Consider the following 24,338-nt stretch of genomic DNA (forward strand, 5'->3'; position numbering starts at 1 on the left):
CCGATTTGCCCCGGAGCAAACTCTTCGCCAACCCGGGCGCAGTGGCGCCCCGTCCAACTCGGCCGAAGTCGTCAGGAGTGGACCAACAATGTTTGTGAAACGCCGGATCCCCGTTCTCGCCGCGCTGGCGGCCGTCGTTCCGCTCGCCCTCGCGGCGTGCAGCGGGGGGAGCGAAACACCCGCACAGCCGAGCGGGCCGGTCACCCTCACCTGGTGGCACAACGGCACCACCGACCCCATCAAGACGATCTGGGCCCAGGTGGTCAAGGACTACCAGCAGGCGCACCCGGACGTGACGATCAAGAGCCAGCCGTTCCAGAACGAGGACTTCACCACCAAGGTCCCGCTCGCCCTGCAGGGGGCCGAACCGCCGGACGTCTACCAGTCCTGGGGCGCCGGCGAGCTGGCCTCGCAGGTCACCTCGGGCAAGGTCGCCGACATCACCGACGCGACCAAGTCCTGGATCGGCTCGGCGGGCAAGTTCGCCGAAAGCTGGCAGGCCGACGGCAAGCAGTACGGCGTGCCGTTCGAGCAGCACTTCGTCGGCTTCTGGTACCGCAAGGACCTGTTCACGCAGGCCGGGATCACCGCGCCGCCTGCCACCATGGACGAGCTGAACGCCGCGGTCACGAAGCTGAAGGCCAAGGGTGTCGCGCCGATCTCGGTCGGTGGCAAGGACCGCTGGCCGGATGCGTTCTACTACAACTACTTCGCCGTCCGCGAGTGCTCGACCGACGTGCTCAAGCAGTCGGTGAAGGCGGTCAAGCTGGAAGACCCGTGCTGGACGAAGGCCGGGCAGGACCTCAAGAACTTCCTCGCCACCCAGCCGTTCCAGACCGGGTTCGCCGGCACGCCCGCCCAGCAGGGCGCGGGCAGCTCCGCCGGCCTGGTCGCCAACGGCAAGGCCGCCATGGAACTGCAGGGCGACTGGGAGCCCGGCACCATGTCGTCGCTGACCGAGGACAAGGACCTGAACTCGAAGGTCGGCTGGTTCCCCTTCCCGTCGGTCCCGGGCGGCCAGGGCGACCCGGCGGCCGTGCTCGGCGGCGGTGACGGCTTCGCCTGCACCACCCGCGCGTTCAAGGCGTGCTCGGACTTCCTGCAGTACCTGGGCACCGAGCCGGTGCAGACGAAGCTGGCCGCGGAAGGCGCCGGTCTCCCGGTGAACGCCGCGGCGGCGAAGTCGCTGAAGACCGACACCCTCAAGCAGGTCTTCGACTACGGCACGAAGGCGCCGTACCTGCAGATGTACTTCGACAAGGCGTTCCCGACCGCGGTCGGCGCGGCGCTGAACGACGCGGTGGCGAACATGTTCGCCGGCCAGGGCACCCCCGAAGGCATCGTGGCCGCCGTCAACCAGGCCGCGGCGGGCAACAAGTGACCACGGCGACGACCCCGGTGCGGACGGCGGCGCGGCCGTCCGCACCGGCGGTCCGGACCCGGGCGCGCCGCCCCGGCCTGCGCAAACGGCTCGAGCTGGCGTTGCTGCTCGGGCCGGCGCTGCTGCTGTTCGCCGGGTTCGTCCTGGTGCCGATCGGGATCGCCGGGTTCTACAGCCTGTTCCAGTGGAACGGCTTCGGGCCGCTCGACGACTTCATCGGCTTCGACAACTACGCCGACGCCTTCAGCGGCGAGGTGTTCCAGGGCGCGATCCTGCACAACCTGATCATCGCGGGACTGTCGATCGTGGTGCAGCTGCCGCTGTCGATCGGGCTGGCCCTGCTGCTCAACCGGAAGCTGCGGGGACGCGCGGTGCTGCGGGCGCTGGTGTTCGCGCCGTACGTGCTCTCCGAGGCGATCACCGCGGTGATCTGGGTGCTCATGCTGCAGCCGGGCGGGTTCACCGACCAGCTGCTGAAGGGGGCCGGGCTCGGCGGCCTGGTCCACCAGTGGCTGGCCGACCCGGGCATCGTGCTCTACACGCTGTTCGCCGTGATCACCTGGAAGTACATCGGCTTCGGGATCATCCTGCTGCTGGCCGGGCTGCAGGGCGTCCCGGCCGAACTGCGCGAAGCCGCCGCGCTCGACGGCGCGTCGGCGTGGCAGACCACCCGGCACGTCGTGCTGCCGCTGCTCGGGCCGACCATCCGGATCTGGATCTTCCTCTCGGTGATCGGTTCGCTGCAGCTGTTCGACGTCGTCTGGATCATGACGCTGGGCGGGCCGGCGAACGCGTCGACGACGATGGCGTCCTACCTGATCGACCACGGCTTCAAGCGCTACGAGTTCGGGTTCGGCTCCGCGGTGGCGGTGATCCTGTTCGTCATCTGCTTCGTGTTCGCGCTGATCTACCAGCGGTTCGCGCTCCGCCGGGACACCCAGGGCGCCCTGACGAGGATGGTGGGCTGATGCGCAGTCGCCGGTTCGGCCTGTCGATGGGCTACCTCGCGGCCATCGTCGTGCTCGGCGTGACGGTCGTGCCGCTGCTGTTCGTCGTGCTGGGCGGGTTCCGCACCAACGCGCAGATCAACTCCGACCCGGCCGGGCTGCCCGGGCCGTGGGTGTGGGACAACTACGCCGCGGTCCTCGGCTCGGACGCGTTCTGGATCTTCCTCGGCAACAGCGCGCTGATCGCCGTGATCGCGACGGCGCTCGCCGTCGCGCTCGGCTCCATGGCGGGGTACGCGCTGTCCCGGTACCAGTTCAAGGGCCGGGAGGCGTTCTACACGCTGTTCACCCTCGGCCTGCTGTTCCCGCTCGGCGTCGCGACGCTGCCGCTGTACCTGTGGCTGCGCCAGCTCGGCATGCTCGAGAGCTTCTGGGGCGTGGCGATCCCGGAGGCGGCGTTCTCGCTGCCGGTGACGATCGTGATCCTGCGCCCGTTCATGCACGCGATCCCGGGGGAGATCGAGGACGCCGCCGTGCTCGACGGCGCCACCCGGCTCGGGTTCTTCTGGCGCATCCTGCTGCCGCTGTCGGCGCCCGCGCTGACCACGGTCGGCGTGCTCGCGTTCGTCACCAGCTGGAACGCTTACCTGCTGCCCCTGCTCGTGTTCAACGACTCCGCGCACTTCACGCTCCCGCTCGGCGTCGCGACGTTCCAGTCCCAGTACTCCCAGGACACCGCCCGGGTGCTCGCGTTCACCGCGTTGTCGATGATCCCCGCGCTCGCGTTCTTCGTGCTCGCCGAACGGCGCATCGTCGGCGGGCTCACCGGATCCGTGAAGGGCTGATCACAGGAGGTCTGCCGTGACGTCCGAGGTACACCGTCGTGCCTTCCTGCAACTGCTGGCCCTGGCCGGTGCCGGGACCGTGGCGTTGCCGGGACTCGCCGAAGCGGATACGGGATTCCCGTTGGTGGCGAAGGGAAAAGCAGCCACGCTCGTGGTGAGCTCCGGCGACCTCCCGGGCGTCCGGCGGGTCGCGGGCGATCTGGCCGCCGACGTCGAACGCGTCACCGGGATCCGCCCCGCCGTCTCCTTCGACGTCGTCCCGGCGCACGGGCCGGTGGTGCTGATCGGCACGCTGGGCCACAGCCCGCTGGTCGACGACCTGGTCGCCGCGGGCAAGCTCGACGTCACCGGGATCGCCGGGAAGTGGGAGACGTCGTTGAGCCAGGTTGTCGACGGGCGGCTGGTCCTGACCGGCAGCGACCAGCGCGGCGCGATCTACGGCGTGTACGAGATCTCGCGGCGCATCGGCGTCTCGCCGTGGTACTGGTGGGCCGACGTCCCGCCGAAGCGGAGCGCGGAACTGTTCGTCCCGGGCGGGCGGTTCAGCCTGGGCACCCCGCACGTGAAGTACCGCGGGTTCTTCATCAACGACGAGAACCCGGCGCTCGGCACCTGGGCGCCGGCCTACTTCGGGCCGGGCCAGGCGCCGGGTTTCCCGAACGGCTTCAACCACTTGTTCTTCGCCAAGGTCTTCGAAACCATGCTGCGGCTGCGGGCCAACTACCTGTGGCCGGCGGTCTGGGGGCGCGCGTTCGCCGAGGACGACCCGCTCAACCACGCCACTGCCAAGGAGTACGGCGTCGTGATGGGCACCTCGCACGAAGCGCCGATGATGCGCGGGATCGAGGAGTGGAACCGGCACGCGGTGCCGGCGGTCCGCGACGCGGCCGGGAACATCGTGACGCCCGGCCACGACCCGTACGGCGGCACGGGGGAGTGGAGCTTCCGCCGCAACGGCGAGGCGATCAAGGCCTACTGGACCGACGGGATCCGCCGGATGGTCCGTGAGGACTTCGAGGGCGTCGTCACGCTCGGCATGCGCGGCAACGGCGACGTCAGCCTGCCCGACGGCGACGGCATCGAGCTGATGCGCGAGATCCTGGCCACCGAACGGGAGATCCTCGCCCGCGAAACCGGCCGTGACCTCACGACCGTGCCGCAGGTGTGGACGCTGTACAAGGAGGTGCAGCGCTACTGGGCGCAGGGCCTGCGCCCGGCGGACGACGTCATCGTCGTGTTCACCGACGACAACTGGGGCAACATCCGCAAGCACCCGGACCCGGCCCTGCCGCCGCGGCCCGGCGGGTACGGGCTCTACTACCACTTCGACTACGTCGGCGGCGGCCGGAACTACAAGTGGGTCGACACCGCGCTGCTCGCGAACACGTGGGAGCAGCTGCACCAGGCGATCGCCTACGGCAACGACCGGCTGTGGGTGGCCAACGTCGGCGACATGAAGGGCAACGAACTGCCGCTGCAGTTCTTCCTCGACTACGCCTGGGACCCGGCGGCCTGGCCGGCCGAACGACTGTCCACGTGGGAGCGCCGGTTCGCGGAGACGAACTTCGGCGGCGCGACCGCGTCGGCGATCGCCGGGGTGCTGCACGACTACGGGCGGCTGCAGTCGCGCCGCAAGCCGGAGCTGCTCAACCGGCGGATCACCCTCGACCCGGCGAAGGACCCGGCCACCGCGGCGGCGATCCTCTACGACGACCAGATGACGCCGTTCAGCCTGGTGAACTACCGCGAGCTCGACACCGTCACGCAGGAGTGGCAGGAGCTGGCCGCACGGGCCGAAAAGATCACGGCCCGGCTGCCCGCCGCCTACCGCGACGCGTTCTACGAGCTCGTGCTCTACGAGGTCAAGGCGTCGGCGAACCTGTACGCGCTCCGGCGCGCCGAGTTCACGAACCTGCTGTACGCGGCCCAGGGCCGCGCTTCGGCCAACGGCCTCGCCGCCGTCACCGAAGCCCGGTTCGCCGACGACCTCGCGCTCGCGCAGAAGTACAACACCGGCATCGCGGGCGGGAAGTGGAAGGGGTTCCAGACCCAGCCGCACATCGACTACGGCGACGTCGCCCGCTACGGCCCCAACGCGCCGTGGCAGCAGCCGGAGCTGAACAACGTCGCGCTGCCGGACGTCATCTTCCCCGCCGTGCGGCGCCTCGACCTGCCCGCGGCCGCCGAGCTCGGGGTCGCCGTCGACGGGTCCGAGCAGTGGTGGCCCGCGGCGCCGGGACGCCCGGTCCTGCCGGAGTTCAGTCCCTTCCAGAGCGCACCGCCGCAGTACGTCGACGTCTTCAACCGCGGCCGGGCACCGTTCCGCTGCACCGTCTCCGCCGGTGCGCCGTGGGTGCTGGTCGAGCCGCGCGGCGGCCGGGTCGAGGAGGAGCTGCGGATGACCGTGCGGATCGACTGGAGCCGGGCCCCGCGCGGGACCACCACCGTGCCGATCACGGTGGCGGGCGCCGGACGTGAGGTCACGGTGGACGCCGTCGTCCGCAACCCGGCGCTGCCGCCGGCGTGGCGGCGCGGGTTCGTCGAGGCCGGGGGATACGTGTCCGTGGCGGCCGAGCACTGCAGCGCCAACGTCGCCGCGGCGTCGGTGTCGTGGCGGCGGATCCCGGACCTGGGCCGGACGGGTGCCGGGATGACGCCGTTCCCGGTGACGGCGGCGAGCCGGGCGCCGGGGACCGGGCCGCGGCTGGAGTACCGGATGACGTTGTTCACGACCGGGCCGGTCACGGTGTGGGCCTACCTTTCGCCGCGCAGCAACGTGCTGCAGGGCGACGGGCTGCGGTACGCGGTCTCGTTCGACGACGCGGACCCGCAGGTCGTCAACCTCACGAAGGCCACGGGCGCGGACGACATGACCATGAACCGGCAATGGGAACGGACCACTTCGGACAACGTGAACCTGACTTCGACGCGGCACGTCGTCGCCGAGCCGGGCTCGCACGTGCTGAAGTTCTGGATGGTCGACCCGGCCGTCGTCGTGCAGAAGCTCGTCGTCGACACCGGCGGCCTGCGGCCGAGCTACCTCGGGCCGCCGGAGAGCACGCGGTGGCCCTGGTGAGCGGGCGCGGCCGTGCTGTGGCGGACCACCAGGCTGGTGGCCAGCTCCAGCCGGTGGCTCTCCGGAGCCAGGCCGCGGGCCAGGGAGATGGCCAGCCGCGCACCGGCGGCGGCCATCTCCTGCAGGGGCTGGCGGACGGTCGTCAGCTCGGGGGTCAGCCAGCGGGCGATCGGCAGGTCGTCGAAGCCGACCACGCTCAGGTCGTCGGGGATCCGCAGCCCGGCGTCGCGCGCGGCCTCGTAGACGCCGAGGGCCTGCAGGTCGCTGCCGGCGAACACCGCCGTCGGCCGGTCGGGGAGGGTGAGCAGTGAGGCCAGCTCCCGGTACCCGGACCGGACGTGGAAGTCGCCGCGGCGCACCAGCGCCGGGTCGAAGCCCACGCCGGCCGTCTCGAGCGCGGTGCGGTAGCCGTCGATGCGGGCCCGGCTGCACAGCACGCCTTCCGGCCCGCCGATCATCGCGATCCGCCGGTGGCCCAGCTCCACCAGGTGCCGGGTGGCGGTCAGCCCGCCCTGCCAGTTCGTGGCCCCGATCGAGGGCGTCTCCGGGCCGGGGGCGCCGGCCGGGTCCACCACCACCAGCGGGATGTCCCGGGCGCGCAGCTTCGCCAGCTGCCCGCCGGTGAAGTCGGAGCACACCGAAACGATGCCGACCGGCCGCCGGGCGAGCACGCTTTCGAGCCAGCTCTGCCCGGGGGTGTGCCGCCCCGAAGATTCCGCCAGCACGACCGCCATTCCGTTTTCGCGGGCGACGTACTCGACCCCGCGGATGATTTCCAGCGCCCACGTGCTTTCGAGTTCGTGGAACATCAGTTCCAGCAGCCGGGAACGGCGGGAGCGCTCGTCGGCCCGGCGCCGGTATCCGTATTTCCCGATGACCGCTTCGACGCGGGCGCGGGTGGTTTCGGCGACGTCGGGGCGGCCGTTCAGCACTTTCGAAACGGTCGGCACGGAAACACCGGTCTCGGCGGCGATCCGGGCGATGGTGACCCGGGAGGCGGCCGGCTCGAGCTCCTCGGATTTCGCTGGCATGAGAGGGATTCTAGGTCATGGTGGCGCGAATGGACATGGTGCGAAACTTTCGATCATTGCTCCGAAAGGGACCTTGACCGTGGTCGGAAGACGCTTCTATCGTCGAACAAAGGAGTGAGCGACATGATGAGAGCAATTCGGCTGAAACGCGTCCTGGTGGCGGTGACCGCGCTCGCGGGCGTGGCCGTCTGGCAGGCGCCCGTGGCTTCGGCTTCGGTTCCCCTCCAATACATCACGAAACGGTATGTCGGCAGCGCCGTCGCCGCGGCGTATCTCGCGTCGGAACCCGATTACCGGGCCGTGCTGACACGGGAATTCGACAACGTGACCCCCGAGAACGAGATGAAGTGGGGCACGGTCGAGGCGGTGCGCGGCCAGTACGACTGGTCGGGCGCGGACGCGATCGTCCGGTACGCCCAGCAGCACCACAAGACGATCCGCGGGCACACGCTGGTCTGGCACTCCCAGCTCCCGGACTGGGTGGCCGCACTGCCCGCCGGCGAGCTGCGGCGGGTCCTGCGCGACCACATCATGACGGAAGTGAAGCGGTACAAGGGAAAGATCCGCGCCTGGGACGTCGTCAACGAGATCTTCAACGAGGACGGCACGCGGCGGGACACGGTGTTCCGGCAGAAGCTCGGTGACGGCTTCGTCGCCGACGTCTTCCGCTGGGCGCACGCGGCCGACCCGGCGGCGAAGCTCTACATCAACGACTACAACATCGAAGGCCGCAACCCGAAGAGCGACGCGGTGTACGACCTGGTGAAGACGCTGCGGCGGCAGGGCGTGCCGATCGGCGGCGTCGGCGTCCAGGCGCACCTGTCGATCCAGTACGGCTTCCCGGGCGAGTACCGCGCGAACCTGGCGCGGTTCGCCGCGCTGGGGGTGGACGTCGCGATCACGGAGGCGGACGTCCGGATCCCGACCCCGCCCGACGCGGCGAAGCTCGACACGCAGGCGAGCTACTTCGACCAGCTGTGGGACGGCTGCCACGCCGTGTCCCGCTGCGTGGAGTTCACGACGTGGGGCTTCACGGACCGGCATTCGTGGGTGCCGGACGTGTTCCCGGGCGAGGGGGCGGCCTGCCTCTTCGACGAGAACCTGCGCCCGAAGCCCGCTTACACGCGCATCAACCCCTGACCGCGGTCCGTGAAGGCCACCTTCCCGAGGTGGCCTTCACGGACTGGCGAGGACGAGGGGACGGCCCGCCTGAACGCCCAGCCGGCCGGGCCGGAGACCACGGGCGGTGAGCGCCGCGAGGATGCGGGGCACCGCTTCAAGGGTCGCCGCGCGGCCTTCGTGCAGGAGGACGATCCCGCCGGGACGCACCTGCGCCGCCGCGGCCACGATGTCGTCCGCGGGCGCGCCCGCCCAGTCGCGGGTGTCGACGCTCCACAGGACCTCGGTCAGCCCGTGCCCGGCGATGGTCGAGGCGACGGCGTCGTCGGTGTCGCCGTACGGCGGGCGGAACAACGCCGGCCGGTCGCCGGTCAGCTCGGCGAGGAGGTCCTGCGTACGCCGGACCTCCCGGTCACGGGCCGCCGCGTCGAGAGGCGTGAGACGCGGGTGCGTCCAGGTGTGGTTGCCGATCCCGTGCCCGGCCGCGGCGATCGCGCGGACCAGCTCCGGGTGCGCCGCGGCGTGCTCTCCCCACAGGAAGAACGTCGCCGCGGCACCGCCGAGCGCGGCCAGCAGCGCCGGGGTCGTCTCCGGGTACGGGCCGTCGTCGAACGTCAGGGCGACCGGGTCCATCCGTCCAAGATCGCCCGGTCCGCCCCGCCGGGCAAGGACTTTCGCCGGGGTTTCAGCGAGCCATCGCGGCGAGCCGCTTGGCCGTCGGCCAGCGGACCTGCGAAGCCCAGCCGAGCTTCTCGAACGCCCAGATCACGCGGGCGGAGATGTCGATCTGGCCGCGCTGCACGCCGTGGCGGGCCGAGGTCGGGTCGGCGTGGTGGGAGTTGTGCCACGACTCGCCCATCGACAGGATCGCCAGCGGCCAGAAGTTCGCCGACCGGTCCCGGCTCGCGAACGGCCGCTCGCCGATCATGTGGCAGATCGAGTTCACCGACCACGTCACGTGGTGCTGGAAGGAGATCCGGGCCAGGCCGGCCCAGAGGAACGCGGTCAGCGCGCCCCACCACGAGAGCGTGATCAAGCCGCCGAGCAGCGGCGGGAGCAGCAGGCTCACCACGACCCAGAGGGGGAACAGGCGGTCGACGACGCGGATGTCGCGGTCGGCGGCCAGGTCGGGGGCGAACCGGTCGACGTTGGTCTTGTCCCGGCCGAAGAGCCAGCCCATGTGGGCGTGCCAGAAGCCGCGCACCAGTGCCGCGGCGGAGGTGCCGAACAGCCACGGCGAGTGCGGGTCGCCCTCGCGGTCGGAGAAGGCGTGGTGCCGGCGGTGGTCGGCGACCCAGCCGATCACCGGGCCCTGCGCCGCGAGGCCGCCGGCAACGGCCAGCGCGATCCGCAGCGCCCGCTTGGCGCGGAACGAGCCGTGCGTGAAGTAGCGGTGGTAGCCGACGGTCACCCCGAGCGTCGACACCACGAAGAACGCCCCGCCGATGGCGAGGTCGAGCCAGCTGACGCCCCAGCCCCAGAACACCGGGACGGCCGCGGCGAGCGCGAGGAACGGGACGAGCAGGAAGGTGCGGATGGTGATCAGCTCGGCCAGCGTCTGCCGGCCGGAAAGGACGGGCTTCGGGGCCGGACGTGCGGGTTTCACGGGGGTGGAGGTGGTCATGCACTCTCGTTTCGAAGTCTTCGCCGCCGGACTGAGCCGCGCGGGAGGCCGGGGAGCGGAAACACCCGGCGGTCTGCGGTGAACGGGTGGCGGGGGCGTGGTCGCCGCTCCTGATCGGCGATCGGGCCCGGCCGGCCACGTCAGGCGGGAGTGAGACCGGTCTTGACCCGGCTTACGAGGTGCTCCCGCTCCTGCCGAGGCTACACGAGCGGCGACGTTCCGCAGCGCGGTCACGAGGCGCGTACGGTGGGGCGATGGCAGCCCAACCTGGTGGACCCGCGCTGGAACAGACCCTGTCCGAGTGGCTCAACGCCCGCGAGGAGACCCGGCGGCACCTGGACGGCGCCGTGGCGCCGGTCGACGAGGGCTGGGCCCAGCGGCTGGCCGATCTCCTCGCGACCGAGCAGTCCTGGCAGGCGCAGTACACCGAGCTCGTCGCCCTCGGCACCCCGCAGCGCCGGTTCCCGTCGTCCAACCGATGACACGAGAAAGGCCCCCGCCCCGAGGGGCGAGGGCCTTCGTGTGCCTCGTGGCTCAGATGACGCTTACGCGCTGGGCCTGGGGGCCCTTCTGGCCCTGGCCGATTTCGAACTCCACGCGCTGGCCCTCGTCGAGCGACTTGAAGCCGTTGCCCTGGATCTCGGAGTAGTGGACGAAGACGTCCGGTCCCCCGCCGTCCTGCGCGATGAAGCCGAAGCCCTTTTCACCGTTGAACCACTTGACACTGCCCTGAGCCATACCAATACCTACTCTTTGTAGTGAGCCTGGGCGCCCCGTTCGGACCCCCGGTCTCGTGACCATCATTCCATTACTCGTCCGAAGCCGCACCCCCGGTCTCAGACTCCCCAGTCGGGGCGCAGCGGCATGCCCATTCCGCCCTCGCTGTCGGTCCGCACCCCGAGGATGTGGTGCAGTTCGATCTCGCGCCGTTCGAAGGCCAGCCGGCAGGCCGCCAGGTACAGGGCCCAGACCCGGCTGCGTCCCGCACCGGCCTCGGCGACCGCCTCGTCCCAGTGCTCGTCGAGGTTGGCGCACCAGCCGGCGAGGGTGGTCGCGTAGTGCTCGCGCAGGTTCTCCGAGTGCCGGACCTCCAGCCCGGCGTCGTGCATGGCCGTCATGAGCTCGCCGGGCGCCTCCAGCTCGCCGTCCGGGAAGACGTAGCGGTCGATGAACCCGCGGGAGCGGTGGGCGACGCTGGTGTCCGGGTTGGTGATGCAGTGGTTGAGCAGGCGCCCGTGCGGCTTCAGCTTGCCGGCCAGGAACCGGAAGTAGCCGGGCACGTTGCGGGCGCCGATGTGTTCGGTCAGGCCGATGGACGAGATCGCGTCGAACCCCGTTTCGGTGACGTCCCGGTAGTCGAGGTGGCGGATCTCGGCCCGGTCGGCGAGGCCGAGGGCGACGATGTTCTTCTGGGCCCACTGGGCCTGTTCGCGCGAAAGTGTGACGCCGAGCGCTTCGACGCCGTAGTGCCGGACGGCGTGCGCGACCATGCCGCCCCAGCCGCAGCCGACGTCGAGCAGCCGCATCCCGGGCTTGAGGCCGAGCTTGCGGCAGACCAGGTCGAACTTGTTCGCCTGCGCTTCCTCCAGCGACGCGCCTTCGTGCGGGAACACCGCGCACGTGTAGGCCATCGACGGGCCGAGGACCAGCTCGTAGAACCGGTTGGACACGTCGTAGTGGCTGGCGATGGCCTCGCTGTCGCGCTGCTTCGAGTGCCGCAGCGCGGTCATCCCGCGCCGGAACCGGCTCGGGTGCTCTTCGGCGGGCGGCTTGACCGGCCGCAGGTGGCGGGGGCCGAGCTTGCGCAGCAGCCACAGCCGGTCGGCCGGGGTGAGCTGGTCGACCTGGGCCGACAGGGCGCGCAGCGCCGTGTAGAGGTCGCCCTTGACCTCCAGCGCGCCGGCGACGTACGCCCGGGCGAGGCCGAGGTCGCCGGGGGAGGACATCAGGTAGTCCAGCGCCAGCGGCGAGCGCACTTCGATGGCCACCGGCGCGCCGGCCGGGCCGCTGCTGCTGCCGTCGTAGGCGGTGATCGAGACCTGGGCGCGCGGGCCCAGCAGCCGCTCGAAGACGGCGCCGACCGGGGTGTTTTCCTGGGTCATGTTCGTTCCTTTCACCGGCGGCGGACGCATTTCTCGTAGAGGCCCAGCAACCGCTGGGCCGGGTCGTAGGTCCGCTTGAGGTCCCGGTAGGCGTCGCCGTTGTACAGCCGCCAGAACTCGTCCTCGGTGTAGAAGCTGTCCGAGTAGAGCGACTTGTGGCCGCCGAGCCGGGTGACCTCGGCTTCGATCATCCGGTTGTGCACGCCGTCACGCTCACCCGGGTCCAGCGGCACGGACGACCAGAAGCCGAAGTTGACGTAGAGCTCGGCGGGGTCGAGCTCGTAGAGCGGCCACCGCACGTCGCCGGGCCGCTGCCGCAGGGGGCAGATCCAGACCGGGCTGATCGGGATCTCCCGCTCGAAGAACTCGAGGAACTCCGCGGCCCGGTCGAGCGGGACCTCGATGTCCTGCACGATCGTCTCCTCGGGCGGCAGGCGCCGCAGCCGCAGGAGCCGTTCGGCGATCCGGAACCGGCGGTCGAGCGCGACGGCCTTCCAGTACACCGAGGACCGGAGGAACCGGCGGCCGAGCAGCAGCCGGGGGAGCCGGTGCTGGACGCCGAACGCGCGGGAGCACCAGAACCAGTCGGTGTCCCAGCGCCAGAGGTAGTCGCGGACGGTCAGGTGGTCGGTCCCGCGCCGCTGGATCGAGCGGTAGTAGATGTCCAGCCAGGTGTAGTCGCTGGTCGCGGGCGCGGTGTCGGTGAACGTGGCCAGGGTCAGGTACAGCTCGTCGGTGCCGAACACCGTGCCGTCGACGAAGTCGACCTGTTCGCCCTCGTACTCGCGCTTGGCGCAGACCTCGCCCAGTGCGGCGAAGTAGCTGTCGCGGTCGTGGTGGCGGACGTGGCGGAGCCGCACGAACGGCTTCACCGGCTCCAGGAGGATCCGCAGCCGCAGCGCGTAGCCGAGGGTGCCGTAGGAGTTGGGGAAGCCGTGGAACAGGGCGTGGTGCTCGTTGTCCGGCCGGGCGACGACGATCCGGCCGTCGCCGGTCAGGATTTCGAGTTCGAGCACCGATTCGTGCGGCATGCCGTTGCGGAACGACGACGACTCGATGCCGAGGCCGGTCACCGCGCCGCCGAGGGTGATCGTCTTCAGCTGCGGGACGACCAGGGGCATCAGCCCGTGCGGCAGCGTCGCGTCGACGAGCTGCTCGTAGGTGACCATCCCTTCGACGTCGGCGGTGCGGGTGTCCGGGTCGACGCGCAGCACGTGCGTGAACCCGGAGACGTCCAGGCCCGGGTGCTTCGCGGCGGCGCGGGAGCGGAAGAGGTTCGACGTGCGCTTCGCGAGCCGGACGGTGGCTTCGCCGCTGATCGCGGTGAGCTGCCGTCTCAGTGCGTCGACGCGGGATTCGTGCTCGGGGAAGGCCGGGCCCGGACGGGCTTCGGGCACCCCGGCCTGATGGATGGTCACCACCCGATCCTGCCTCACGGGAAGGGCGGACGCACATCCCCGGTGTGCTCCGTTTTCCCGCGGTCCCGCGCGCCGGGACCCCGCGGGCGGGGGACCCCTCGCCGGCGCCGGCGGGATCAGGCGGCGGCGCGCAGCGGCGTCTCCTCCCCGAGGAGTGTTTCGGCGTCGGCCAGCAGGGCGTCGACCGCCCGCAGCCGGGCGGCGGTGCGGCGTTCGACGGCCGCGAGGCGCCCGGCCCGCCGCCGGGCGTCGTCGACGATGTGCGCGGCCCGCGCCCGGGCGTCGGCGTCCCGGCGCCGCGCCGTCTCCTCCGCTTCCCGCACGATCGCGGCGGCCCGCTGCCGGGCCGTTTCGACGATCTCGGCCGCTTCGGCGTGGGCGAGGCCGAGCAGGTGGCGGACGCGGTCGCCGACGGCGGCCGGGTCGGCGGGCGTCCGGCACAGCCGGTCGGCGCGGGCGCGCAGCTCGGCGTTGCCCGCGCGGGCCTGTTCGAGCCGCCGGGCCAGGGTCTCGGCCTCGGCGACGGCCGCGTCGCGGTCGGCGGTCAGCAGGCGGATCTCGCCGAGGAGCTCGTCGATCCGCTCGTCGACCTGCTCGCGGTCGTAGCCGCGGAACGTCAGCGCGAAGCTCTCCGGCAGGGGCAGCGGCGCCGTCATCGGGCGGCGACCGGGCGGCGCAGCAGCGCGGCGAGCTCTTCGGCGTCGCCCGCGGCCCGCAGCGGCACCGGGTCCGGGCGCCCGACGCTGTGGTCGTCCTCGTGCAGGGCGGTGACGAACCGGGCGACCCGCCGCGGCGACGGGACGACCGTGGGCCCGCCGAGGTAGCGCAGGACGATCAGGTCTTCGCCGGAGTGCGTCTCGATCGCCGCCGCCCAGCCGCGCTCCTCGTCCCAGAGGAGGGCGACGTCACGGTCCGGGTAGTGCGGCAGGCGGGTGTCGAGGGCGACGTAGGCCGAGATCGGGCTGTCGTGGTCGACGGTGCACGACTCGAGGCCGATCCCCAGCCCGGCGGTGACGTCGCGGAGGTAGCCGAGCAGCGCGGGGACGGCGGGGTGCTGGTAACCGGTCGGGAGTTCGAGCGATGCGGTCACGGGGACGGAAGGCCTTTCTCGGACAGGGAGACGGGGTGCCGCTCCGGGGTTCGGCAGGCTCTTCCGTTCTAACATGTCATCGAAACGATGACAAGAAAGATGTCGCCGGAAAGACGACATGCGTGGGTCTCACTCCGAGATTGACCAGGCCGAGAGCGGGGTACCCGGCGCACGGACCGCGGGGATCCCGCGGCGAGACGGGGAAAGCGAGGCGGCGTTGAGCATTCTGATCGACTTCGGGCGCGACACGGAGTTCTCGTTCGAGCGGCGGTTGCGCGGCTACCTGGGCGCGGTGGCGCGGGCCGTCGGGGTGGGACTGGAGTCCTGCACGCTCGACGCGGGCACGCCCGCCGCGGCCTACATCGCCCTCGACTGGCGGCTGACCCGCTTCCCCGGCCACGACCTGGCGCTCGTCTGGGACGAGGTGCACGGCTGGGCGGCGGCGATCGAGGACGCGACCGGCGAAGCCGCGACCGTCCTGTGCTACCTCGGCGGCGAAGTCCTGCCCGACCCCCGCGCGGTGGTCCGGTTCCTCGCGGCGGTGCGCGCCGGCGACCCGGGCGCGGGCTCGCTCGAAGCCCCGGTGCTGCGGGAGGCGGGCGACCACGAGCAGCTCCTGGGCCTGGTGCCGGACACGACGGCCCGCCGCCCCGCGTAACGGCGTCGGCCGTTCGCGGACCGGCCGCCGTGCCCGGCTGAGGTGTCCTCCGCCTCCCGGCGAGTCCTGGCAGACTGGGGGCACGCGACGGGGGAGGCCGGGTGGGGGAACTGACAGCGGAAGCCGTGGTCGACCGGATCGTGCCGCGGACACCGCGGCTCTCCCCGGACGGCCGGTGGGTCGTGTTCGTGACCGGCACCGTGGGCCGGGCGGGCCGGCACCCGGTCAGCGGCCTGTGGCTCGCCCCCGCCGACGGCAGCGCCCCGCCGCGGGACCTGGCCCCCGCCACGGCCGAGGACCACGATCCCCGCTGGGCGGCCGATTCCGGCTCGGTGTTCTTCCTGTCGGACCGCGCCGAACGAGGCACCGCGCAGCTGTACCGGGTCCGCCTCACCGGCGGCGAGCCCGAGCCCCTGACCGACCGGGACGGCGGGGTCCGGGGTTTCGTGCCGGGCCCGGACGCGATCACCGTGATCGCGCCCGACGGGCGCGTGCCGGCCGACCCCCGGATCCGCACCGTGCCGGCCGGCGGGCGCTGGGACGCGGTGGACGCGCCCAGCCGCCTGTGGCGGCTCGAGCCGGGGACCGGTGTCCGCCGTGCGCTCGGCGACCTCGGCGAGCGGCACGTCGTCGAGGTCGCGCTCCGGCCGGACGGTGGCGCCCTCGCCGTGCTGACGTGGTCGGTCGCCGACCGCGAGCCCGGCGTCTTCGAACCCGGGCTGCACCTCGTCGACGCCGCCACCGGCGCCGTCCGCGACCTCGGCACCCCGGCGCTGGAGGCGGGGGGCCTCACCTGGTGGCGCGACGAAACCGGGTGGCGCCTCTGCTACTACGGGCTGACCCCGCCCGGCCTGGTCGGCGGCCGGGCGGTGTTCGCCGTCGAGGACGGGGAGCACCGCAACCTCACCGCCGGGATGAGCGGCTGCCCGGTCGAGCTGGCCCACGTCGAGGGCGGGACCCCGCTGGCGTTGTTCGCCGAGGGACTGGACACCACCGTCCGGCGGCTCGACCCGGTCACCCTCGGTTTCACGGAGATCTCGCGCGTACGCGGGGAGCTGACCGCCCTGGACGCGAGCCGGGACGCCGTCGCGGTGGTCGTGAGCACCGCGACCGGGCCCGACACCGTCCACGCGGGACCGCCGGAGGGCCCGCTCACCCGGCTCGGCGACAGCGGTCTCGACGGCATCCGCTGGGGCTCCCAGGAACGCCTGTCCTACCGCGCTCCGGACGGCCTGGACCTCGACGGCCTCCTGCTCCTCCCGCCGGGCAGGACCCGCGACGACGGCCCGTTCCCGCTGGTCACCCTGGTCCACGGCGGACCGTACGACCGCTACGCCGACCGGTTGAACCTGGGCTGGTACCCGTCGGGACAGTGGCTCGCGACGGCCGGCTTCGCCGTCTTCCTGCCGAACGCCCGCGGCAGCCTGGGCCGCGGCCACGCCTTCGCCGGGAGCATCGCCGGGGACGTGGGCGGCGCCGAGTTCGCCGACGTCCTCAGCGGGATCGACCTGCTCGTCGAAGACGGCGTCGCCGACCCGGAACGGCTCGGGATCGGCGGCTGGAGCCAGGGCGGGTACATGTCGGCGTGGGCCGTGACGCAGACCGGCCGCTTCGCCGCCGCTCTCGTCGGCGCCGGCGTCACCGACTGGCCGCTGATCGCGGCCACCGGCGAGCACACCCGGTTCGAGGCCGCCCTCGGCGGCCGGGAGCAGAGCCCGGTCACCCACGCCGCCAAGATCCGCACGCCGGTCCTCGTCCTGCACGGCGAGGACGACCCGAACGTCCCGCTCTCGCAGGCGGAAGTGCTGCACCGCGCCCTGCGAGCCGGCGGCGTCGAGCACGAGTTCGTCGTCTACCCGCGGGAGAAGCACTCGATCCGCGAACGCGGCCACCAGCTCGACGTCCTGCACCGCACGCGCGAGTGGTTTTCCCGGTGGCTCACACCTGTTCGCCCAGCTTGAACTCGGTTTCCCCGGCGCGGTGGGAGAACCCGTCGGCGCCGATCGTGACGTCGGCTTCGCGCGGCTCGGACCGCGCGACGACCGGCCGGACCGCGCCGTCGAGGTCCAGCACCACCGACGCGTCGGTGTACCAGCTCGGCACCACCGGGTTGCCCCACCAGTCGCGGCGCTGGTGGTCGTGGACGTCCCAGGTGATCACCGGGTTGTCGGGGTCGCCGGTGTAGTAGTCGTGCGTGTAGATCTCGATGCGGTGCCCGTCGGGGTCGCGGACGTAGAGGTAGAACGCGTTCGACACGCCGTGGCGGCCCGGCCCGCGCTCGATCATGCCGGGTTTCCGCAGCGCCCCCAGGTGGTCGCAGATGTGCAGGATCTGGTGCCGTTCGTGGCTCGCGAACGCGAGGTGGTGCAGCCGCGGGCCGTCGCCGCCGGTCAAGGCGACGTCGTGCACGGTCGGCTTGCGGAACAGCCAGGCCGCGTACACCGTGCCCTCGTCGTCCTGGATGTCCTCGGAGACGCGGAACCCCAGGCCCTCGTAGTACTTCCGGGCCGCCGGGACGTCCGGGGTGTCGAGGTTGAAGTGGTCCAGCCGGGACAGGGCGCCGGCGCCGTGGACGTCGTAGCGCTGCGTGAACCGCTCGACGTGCTCGGCCTCGTGGAAGAACTCGACCGGGAACCCGAGCGGGTCTTCGATCCGGACCGCCTCGCCGATGCCGCGCGTCGCGCCCGCCGGACGGCGGTCCACCCGCACGCCCAGCTCCCGGTAGTACGCCTCGGCGAGATCGAGGTCCGCCGCGCTCCGGACGCGGTAGGCCAGCACCGCCAGCGCCGGGGTGGATCCCCGGCGCAGCACCAGGGAATGGTGCAGGTACTCCTCGAACGCCCGCAGGTACAGTGCCTCGTCGTCCTCGTGGGTCACGACGAGCCCGAGCACGTCGACGTAGAACGCGCGGGACGCGGCCAGGTCGGTGACGACGAGTTCGGCGTACGCGCAACGCAGGACGTCCGGCGGGATCGCGGTCATGACTGTCCTTTCCGGACGCTGCCGAACCGGGCGGTGTGCACCGGGCCGAGCGAGACGTGGATCGCCTGCTGGTGGGTGTAGAAGTCGAGCGAACGGTAGCCGCCTTCGTGGCCGAGGCCGGAGGCCTTGACCCCGCCGAACGGCGTGCGCAGGTCACGGACGTTGTGCGAGTTCAGCCAGACCATCCCGGCCTCGACCGACTGCGCGAAGGTGTGCGCCCGCTGCAGATCCGCCGTCCACAGGTAGGCGGCCAGGCCGTACTTGACGTCGTTGGCCAGCGCCAGGGCTTCCGCTTCGGTGTCGAACGGGGTGAGCGCGACGACCGGGCCGAAGATCTCCTCCTGGAAGATCCGCGCGGACGCCGGGACGTCGGCGAACACCGTCGGCGCCACGTAGTTGCCGGTGGCCAGCCCGGGCGGACGCCCGCCGCCGGCGAGCAGCCGTCCTTCGGACTTGCCCAGCTCGACGTAGCTCATGACCTTCTCGTAGTGCTCCGGGTGGACGAGGGCGCCGACCTCGGTGGCCGGGTCGTGCGGGTCCCCGACGACGATGTTCGCCGCGCGCGAGGCGTACCGCTCGCAGAACTCGTCGTAGATCGGGCGTTCGAGGAGGATCCGGCTGCCCGCGGTGCAGCGTTCGCCGTTGAGCGAGAACACGCCGAACAGGGTGGAGTCGAGTGCGGCGTCGAGGTCGGCGTCGGCGAACACGATGGCCGGGGACTTGCCGCCCAGCTCCATCGACATGCCCTTGAGCCCGGCCGCGCAGTTGCGGTAGATCGTCTGCCCGGTTGTCGTCTCGCCGGTGAAGGAGATCAGCGGGACGTCCGGGTGCTTGACCAGCGCGTCACCGGCCTCCTCGCCGAAGCCGTTGACCAGGTTGAAGACCCCCGGAGGCAGCCCGGCGTCGGCGAAGATCCCCGCCCAGAGGCTCGCCGACAGCGGCGTGAACTCGGCCGGCTTGAGCACCACCGTGCACCCCGCCGCCAGCGCGGGCGCGAGCTTCCAGCTCTCCAGCATGAACGGGGTGTTCCACGGCGTGATGAGCCCGGCGACGCCGACCGGCTTGCGGTGCACGTAGTTCACCTGCCGCCCGGGCACCTGGTAGGTGTCGTCGGCCTGCGCGACGACGAGGTCGGCGAAGAACCGGAAGTTCTCGGCCGCGCGCTGCGCCTGGCCGAGCGCCTGGGTGATCGGCAGGCCGGTGTCGAACGTCTCCAGCTCGGCCAGCCGGGCGTCCTGGGCCTCGACGGCGTCGGCGATCCTGTTCAGCACCCGCGCGCGGGCCCGGGGCAGCATCCGCGGCCACGGCCCGTCGGTGAACGCCCGGCGCGCCGCCGCGACCGCCCGGTCGACGTCCTCGGCCTGGCCCGCCGCCGCGGTGAGGTAGATCCGGTTCGACACCGGGTCGAGCACGTCGAACGTCTTGCCCGAGACGCTGTCCACGAGCTCGCCGCCGATGCAGTGCTTCAGCTCGCCCGGCAGTCCTTCCGGGACGTGGTGAGTCATGCTTTCCCCTCCACGGTGAAGCCTTCGGCGGGCGAGAGGTACTTCGCGCCTTCGGCCATGAAGTCCTTGATCCGGGCGATACCGGCTTCGGACGGCGGGATCAGCGGTGGCCGGACGTGCCCGGACGCGATCAGCCCGCGGTGCTCCAGGACCCACTTGCCGGGCGCCGGGTTGGTCTCCACGAACAGCAGATCGACGAGCGGGTGCAGGCCGTAGTGGATCTCCCGGGCCCGCTCGTGGTCGCCGGCCTGCCAGGCTTCGTACATCTCGGCGCAGGCCGCGGGCGCGATGTTGGCCGTGGCGCTGACGAACCCGGCGCCGCCGAGGGCCAGCAGCGGCAGGCACAGCAGCTCGATCCCGGACCACACGAGCAGCTCGCGGCCGCACAGGTGCAGCACGCGGGAGAAGTGCTCGAAGTCCTTCGTCGTCTCCTTGATCCCGACGAAGTTGTCACACGAGCGGTACAGCCGCGCGACCGTCTCCGGCGCGAGGTCGACCGCGGTCCGGCTCGGCACGTTGTAGGCGACGATCGGCAGGTCCGGGAACTCCCGGCAGACCGTCCGGTACCAGACGAACAGGGCGTCCTGCGTGGGCCGCGCGTAGTACGGCGTGATGACCAGCGCCGCGTCGATCCCGGCGTCCCGCGCCGCCGCGGTCAGCTCGAGGGTCTCGTCGAGCTTCGCCGAGCCGGTGCCCGGCACGAACGGGACGCGGTCGCCGACCACCGCGGCCACCGTGCGGATCGCCTCCGCGCGTTCGGCGACCGTCTGCGAGCCGGGTTCGCCGGTGGAGCCGCCGATCGAGATGCCGTGGGTGCCGGCGGCGAGCTGCCAGCGCACCAGGTTCTCCAGACCGGCGTGGTCGACCGCGCCGCCGCCGGTGAACGGCGTCATGAGCGGCGCGATCGATCCGCGGATGGCGCCGGGGTCGGAGCGGAAGCGCATGGGGGTCCTTCCTGGGTCAGGGGTGGCGGTGGGCGAGGAACGCGTCGAGGGTGGCCAGCCGGTGCGCGCGGACGGCGTGTTCGACCTCGGCCGCGGGTGCTCCGCGGCCGAGCAGGCCGAGGATGTGCTCGTGTTCCGCGACGGACTCCCGGGCGCGGCCGGGCACGAAGCTGAACGTCGAGCTGCGCAGCCCGCTCAGCCGGTCCCAGCCGCGCCGGACCAGGTCGAGCACCTGCGGGTTGGGGCACGCGCCGAACAGCACGGCGTGGAAGTCCCGGTTGAGCGCGGTGAACCGGGCCGGCTCGAAGTGCCCGAGGCAGTCGGCGAGCTCGGCGTTGAGCGCCCGGGCCCGCTCCAGCGCGCCGGCCGGCAGGAGGGGCGCGGCGAGGGCGGCGGCGTAGCCTTCGACCAGGGCGAGGGTCTGCATCGTGTGCAGGTACTCGCTCTCGTCGACCATCGCGACCTGCGCGCCGACGTTGCGCTCGAACGTCACCAGCCCTTCGGCCTCCAGCAGCCGGACCGCCTCGCGGATCGGCACCGCGCTGACGCCCAGTTCCTGGGCGAGCTGGCCGAGGACGAGGCGGTAGCCGGGGGAGAAGGTGCCGTCGGCGATCCGGGCCTTGATCCACTGGTAGGCGATCCGCGACTTGCTCATCGCGGCGCCGTTCACCGCTTCGCGAGCCACGCGGCGTACCTCCCGCGCCAGTGTCCGTCCATCGGGTAGAGCCCTTCGACGCGTTCGCCCGCGGCGACCTGCTCGGCGATGAACGTCTCCTGCAGCTCCTGCTCGATCGCCGCGTCGACGACCTCCTCGACGAGCTCCGGCGGGATCACGAGGACGCCGTCGGCGTCACCTGCGACGACGTCGCCGGGGCAGACGGCCGCGCCCCCGCAGGCGATCGCGACGTCGACGTCCCACGGCACGTGCCGGCGGCCGAGCACCGCCGGGTGCGGCCCGGCGTGGTAGGTGGGAATGTCCAAAGCGGACACCGCGGCCAGGTCGCGGACGCCGCCGTCGGTGACGATCCCGGCCGCGCCGCGCACCTGCGCCCGCAGTGCGAGGATGTCCCCGACGGTGCCGGTGCCGCGCTCCCCGCGGGCCTCCATGACGAGGACGTCGCCGGGGCCGAGGCTGTCGATCGCGCGCTTCTGCGCGTTGTAGCCGCCGCCGTGCCGCTTGAACAGGTCTTCGCGGTGGGGCAGGTACCGCAGGGTCCGCGCGCGGCCGGTCAGCCGGGTGCCCGGCCGGGTCGAGGTCAGCCCGTCGATCGACACCGCGTCGAACCCGCGCTTGCGCAGCTGCGCGGAAAGCGTGGCGGTGCCGACCGATTCGATCCGCGCCCGCAGCGCCGGGGTCAGCTCGAACCGCGGTTCGGACCGCCCGTACGCGTCGGCTCGCTGCCGCTCGTCCACGCGGGGGAGCGCGCCGAACGGTCCGAAGGGGACGGTCCCTTCGACGATCGGGGTGACCAGGCGGCCGGTGGTGTGCCCGGCGGTGTCGACCTCGACCTCGACGACGTCGCCGGGGACGGCGACCGAAGCGCCCGCGGGGGTGCCGGTCAGGACGACGTCGCCGGGGTCGAGGGTGATGAGCTGCGAGAGGTCCGCGATCAGGCGGCCGAAGCCGAACAGCAGGTCGCCGGTGGTGTCCTCCTGGACCAGCTCGCCGTTGAGCCACGTCCGCAGCCGCAGCGCGGCGGGATCGACTTCCGCGGCGGGCAGCACGGCGGGGCCGAGCGGGGTGAACCCGTCGCCGCCCTTCGACCGCAGGTTGCTGCCCTTGTCGGCGTACCGCAGGTCGTAGACGCCGAAGTCGTTGGCGGCGGTGACCCCGCCGACGTGCGCCCAGCCGTCCCCGGGGGCGACCCGGCGGGCGGTGCGGCCGATGACCAGGGCGATCTCGCCCTCGAAGCCCAGCAGTTCGGTGCCGGCGGGGCGTTCGAGCGCGGTCCCGCTCGCCGCCACCGACGTCGGCGGCTTGAGGAAGTACGACGGCTGCTCCGGGACGCGGCCGCGCTGGGCGGCGCGGGAGCGGTAGTTGAGGTGCAGCGCGATGATCTTGCCGGGGCGCGCGAGGCTCGTCATCGGGGGTTCCTGCCTGCCGGTGCGAAGAACATATTCTAAATAATATACGATCGGTGGCGTGGGGAAACCCCCGATCGGGGCTCCCGCTCAGCCGTAGTGCAGCCAGACGGCCTTCGTCTCGGTGTAGGCGTCCAGGGCCCACGGGCCCATTTCGCGGCCCCAGCCGGACGCCTTGTAGCCGCCCCACGGCGCGGCCATGTCCGGGACCGGCGGCATGTTGACGAACACCGCGCCGGCCCGGAGCCCGTCGGCGTAGCGCTGGGCGGTGCGGAGGTCGCGGGTCCACACGGTCGCGGCGAGGCCGTACTCGGTGTCGTTGGCGCGGCCGAGCGGCTCGTCGCCGTCGTCGTAGGCGGTCACGGCCAGGACCGGGCCGAAGATCTCCTCGCGCATGATCGCCATCCCGTCGGTGACGCCGGCGAACAGCGTCGGGGCGTAGAAGTAGCCGTCGCCGTCGACCGCGCGCCCGCCGGTGACGAGGTCGGCACCCTCCTCGCGGCCGGTGCCCACCAACGCGGCGACGTGGTCCCGGTGCTTCTCCGAGACGAGGGGACCGAGCTGGGTCGTCTCTTCGACCCCGGGGCCGAGGCGCAGGCCCTCGAGGCCGCGAGCCAGCTTCTCGACGAACTCCTGCTCGCGCTTGCGGTCGACGTAGAACCGCGTGTAGGCCGCGCAGACCTGGCCGGTGTTGAGCGTCGCCCCGGCGAGGTTCCCGGCGACGGCCGCGTCGATGTCGGCGTCGGCCGCGATGATGCTCGGGGCCTTCCCGCCGAGTTCGAGGGTGAGGCGCTTGAGGTTGGACGCCGCACTTGCCGCGGTGATCAGCTTCCCGACGGCCGTGGAACCGGTGTAGGAGAGGTGGTCGACGTCCGGGTGCCCGCTCAGCATCGCGCCGACCGAGCCGTCGCCGGTGACGAGGTTGACCACGCCCGCCGGGATCCCGGCTTCGTGCGCCAGTTCGACGAGCCGGATGCTGGTCAGCGGCGTGACTTCGCTCGGCTTGATCACCACGGTGTTGCCGGTCGCCAAAGCCGGCGCGAGCTTCCAGGCGAGGATCATCAGCGGGAAGTTCCACGGCGTGATCAGCGCGTTCACCCCGACCGGCTCGCGGCGGGTGTAGTGCAGGGTGTCCGGGAAGGACACCGGGTTGGTGGTGCCCTGCAGCTTCGTCACCCAGCCCGCGAAGTAGCGGAAGTGCTCGGCGGCGCCGGTGACGCTCACCTGCCGGGACACCCCGATGGGCTGGCCCTGGTCGAGGGTTTCCAGGCGGGCCAGCTCTTCGTGGTGCCGTTCGACGAGGTCGGCCAGCCGGAACAACAGGGCGGCGCGCCGGACCGGGAGCAACCCGGCCCACGCCGGCGCGGTGAGCGCCCGCCGGGCGGCCGCGACGGCGGCGTCGACGTCGGACTTCGCCGCGGTGCCGACCTCTTCGAGCACGCGGCCGGTGGCCGGGTCGAGCGTCGGGAGCACGCCGCCGCCGGCCTCGGTCCACTGTCCGTCGATGCACAGGCGTGTCGCCATCGGTGTCGTC

At 72.2% G+C, this 24,338-nt stretch carries 22 protein-coding genes; 8 read left to right on the top strand and 14 right to left on the bottom strand.

Translation table 11 applies throughout. The features are described from left to right. The first annotated feature begins 88 nt into the window (after positions 1-88). Genes ACH54P_RS03710 through ACH54P_RS03725 form a run of 4 tightly spaced genes read left to right on the top strand, consistent with a single transcriptional unit; the run spans position 89 to position 6,249 of the window. Positions 89-1,381 carry an extracellular solute-binding protein gene (locus ACH54P_RS03710; RefSeq protein ID WP_489910905.1) on the top strand — a complete coding sequence of 431 codons (1,293 nt, stop codon included), beginning with the start codon at positions 89-91 and terminating at the stop codon, positions 1,379-1,381. After that, a complete protein-coding gene (locus ACH54P_RS03715) occupies positions 1,378-2,349 on the top strand; it encodes a carbohydrate ABC transporter permease (RefSeq protein ID WP_489910906.1) in 972 nt (323 codons plus the stop codon). The genes ACH54P_RS03710 and ACH54P_RS03715 overlap by 4 nt, the downstream gene beginning before the upstream one ends. Next, positions 2,349-3,173 carry a carbohydrate ABC transporter permease gene (locus tag ACH54P_RS03720; protein WP_489910907.1) on the top strand — a complete coding sequence of 275 codons (825 nt, stop codon included), beginning with the start codon at positions 2,349-2,351 and terminating at the stop codon, positions 3,171-3,173. The genes ACH54P_RS03715 and ACH54P_RS03720 overlap by 1 nt, the downstream gene beginning before the upstream one ends. Before the next feature lie 16 nt (positions 3,174-3,189). Then, positions 3,190-6,249 (top strand): glycosyl hydrolase 115 family protein, encoded by a 3,060-nt coding sequence (locus tag ACH54P_RS03725; protein WP_489910908.1) that lies wholly within the window; start codon positions 3,190-3,192, stop codon positions 6,247-6,249. Here the strand turns inward: ACH54P_RS03725 and ACH54P_RS03730 are convergent. Further along, a complete protein-coding gene (locus ACH54P_RS03730; RefSeq protein ID WP_489910909.1) occupies positions 6,210-7,280 on the bottom strand; it encodes a LacI family DNA-binding transcriptional regulator in 1,071 nt (356 codons plus the stop codon). The genes ACH54P_RS03725 and ACH54P_RS03730 overlap by 40 nt on opposite strands. Positions 7,281-7,403: 123 nt before the next feature. Here ACH54P_RS03730 and ACH54P_RS03735 point away from each other — a divergent pair, with 123 nt between their 5' ends. After that, positions 7,404-8,420 (top strand): endo-1,4-beta-xylanase, encoded by a 1,017-nt coding sequence (locus ACH54P_RS03735; RefSeq protein WP_489910910.1) that lies wholly within the window; start codon positions 7,404-7,406, stop codon positions 8,418-8,420. A 36-nt stretch (positions 8,421-8,456) separates the two neighbouring features. Here the strand turns inward: ACH54P_RS03735 and ACH54P_RS03740 are convergent, their stop codons facing one another. Together ACH54P_RS03740 and ACH54P_RS03745 are read right to left on the bottom strand one after the other, a co-directional pair. Beyond that, a complete protein-coding gene (locus tag ACH54P_RS03740; protein WP_489910911.1) occupies positions 8,457-9,032 on the bottom strand; it encodes a polysaccharide deacetylase family protein in 576 nt (191 codons plus the stop codon). A gap of 52 nt (positions 9,033-9,084) precedes the next feature. Next, on the bottom strand, positions 9,085-10,023 hold the full coding sequence (locus ACH54P_RS03745; RefSeq protein ID WP_489910912.1) for an acyl-CoA desaturase: 939 nt from the start codon (positions 10,021-10,023) through the stop codon (positions 9,085-9,087). Between the two features lie 254 nt (positions 10,024-10,277). Here ACH54P_RS03745 and ACH54P_RS03750 point away from each other — a divergent pair, with 254 nt between their 5' ends. Beyond that, positions 10,278-10,505 carry a hypothetical protein gene (locus ACH54P_RS03750; protein ID WP_489910913.1) on the top strand — a complete coding sequence of 76 codons (228 nt, stop codon included), beginning with the start codon at positions 10,278-10,280 and terminating at the stop codon, positions 10,503-10,505. A 52-nt stretch (positions 10,506-10,557) separates the two neighbouring features. Here ACH54P_RS03750 and ACH54P_RS03755 read toward each other — a convergent pair whose 3' ends face one another. From ACH54P_RS03755 to ACH54P_RS03775, 5 genes are all read right to left on the bottom strand, one after another. Then, positions 10,558-10,761 carry a cold-shock protein gene (locus ACH54P_RS03755; RefSeq protein WP_072479091.1) on the bottom strand — a complete coding sequence of 68 codons (204 nt, stop codon included), beginning with the start codon at positions 10,759-10,761 and terminating at the stop codon, positions 10,558-10,560. A gap of 98 nt (positions 10,762-10,859) precedes the next feature. Beyond that, entirely contained in the window at positions 10,860-12,125 is a 1,266-nt protein-coding gene (locus tag ACH54P_RS03760; protein WP_489910914.1) for a class I SAM-dependent methyltransferase, read from the bottom strand. An 11-nt stretch (positions 12,126-12,136) separates the two neighbouring features. Further along, positions 12,137-13,543 (bottom strand): FAD-binding oxidoreductase, encoded by a 1,407-nt coding sequence (locus tag ACH54P_RS03765; RefSeq protein ID WP_489910915.1) that lies wholly within the window; start codon positions 13,541-13,543, stop codon positions 12,137-12,139. A gap of 116 nt (positions 13,544-13,659) precedes the next feature. Then, positions 13,660-14,199: a DivIVA domain-containing protein gene (locus ACH54P_RS03770; protein ID WP_489910916.1), complete on the bottom strand. Its 540-nt coding sequence runs from the start codon at positions 14,197-14,199 to the stop codon at positions 13,660-13,662. Beyond that, positions 14,196-14,633: a DUF6292 family protein gene (locus tag ACH54P_RS03775; protein WP_489910917.1), complete on the bottom strand. Its 438-nt coding sequence runs from the start codon at positions 14,631-14,633 to the stop codon at positions 14,196-14,198. Before ACH54P_RS03775 ends, ACH54P_RS03770 begins: the two co-directional genes overlap by 4 nt. Before the next feature lie 217 nt (positions 14,634-14,850). Here ACH54P_RS03775 and ACH54P_RS03780 point away from each other — a divergent pair, with 217 nt between their 5' ends. Together ACH54P_RS03780 and ACH54P_RS03785 are read left to right on the top strand one after the other, a co-directional pair. Continuing rightward, on the top strand, positions 14,851-15,291 hold the full coding sequence (locus tag ACH54P_RS03780) for a DUF6292 family protein (protein WP_489910918.1): 441 nt from the start codon (positions 14,851-14,853) through the stop codon (positions 15,289-15,291). Between the two features lie 101 nt (positions 15,292-15,392). After that, the gene (locus tag ACH54P_RS03785) at positions 15,393-17,252 is read left to right on the top strand and encodes a S9 family peptidase (protein WP_489910919.1); all 1,860 of its coding nucleotides are present in this window, start codon (positions 15,393-15,395) and stop codon (positions 17,250-17,252) included. Here the strand turns inward: ACH54P_RS03785 and hpaD are convergent. From hpaD to ACH54P_RS03815, 6 genes are all read right to left on the bottom strand, one after another. Beyond that, complete coding sequence (gene hpaD, locus ACH54P_RS03790) at positions 17,230-18,273, bottom strand: 3,4-dihydroxyphenylacetate 2,3-dioxygenase (protein ID WP_489910920.1); 1,044 nt, start codon at positions 18,271-18,273, stop codon at positions 17,230-17,232. The two genes, ACH54P_RS03785 and hpaD, sit on opposite strands and share 23 nt — an antisense overlap. Next, entirely contained in the window at positions 18,270-19,778 is a 1,509-nt protein-coding gene (hpaE, locus tag ACH54P_RS03795; protein WP_489910921.1) for a 5-carboxymethyl-2-hydroxymuconate semialdehyde dehydrogenase, read from the bottom strand. Before hpaE ends, hpaD begins: the two co-directional genes overlap by 4 nt. Beyond that, the gene (dapA, locus tag ACH54P_RS03800) at positions 19,775-20,722 is read right to left on the bottom strand and encodes a 4-hydroxy-tetrahydrodipicolinate synthase (protein ID WP_489910922.1); all 948 of its coding nucleotides are present in this window, start codon (positions 20,720-20,722) and stop codon (positions 19,775-19,777) included. Before dapA ends, hpaE begins: the two co-directional genes overlap by 4 nt. A 16-nt stretch (positions 20,723-20,738) precedes the next feature. Next, positions 20,739-21,377, bottom strand: coding sequence for a GntR family transcriptional regulator (locus ACH54P_RS03805; protein WP_489917097.1), 639 nt, complete (start codon positions 21,375-21,377; stop codon positions 20,739-20,741). An 11-nt stretch (positions 21,378-21,388) separates the two neighbouring features. Beyond that, positions 21,389-22,807, bottom strand: a complete 1,419-nt coding sequence (locus ACH54P_RS03810) for a fumarylacetoacetate hydrolase family protein (protein WP_489910923.1) — start codon at positions 22,805-22,807, stop codon at positions 21,389-21,391. Positions 22,808-22,894: 87 nt separating this feature from the next. Then, positions 22,895-24,328 carry an aldehyde dehydrogenase family protein gene (locus tag ACH54P_RS03815; protein WP_489910924.1) on the bottom strand — a complete coding sequence of 478 codons (1,434 nt, stop codon included), beginning with the start codon at positions 24,326-24,328 and terminating at the stop codon, positions 22,895-22,897. Between the last annotated feature and the right edge of the window lie 10 nt (positions 24,329-24,338).

Source organism: Amycolatopsis sp. N2S4-7, from assembly GCF_058119595.1.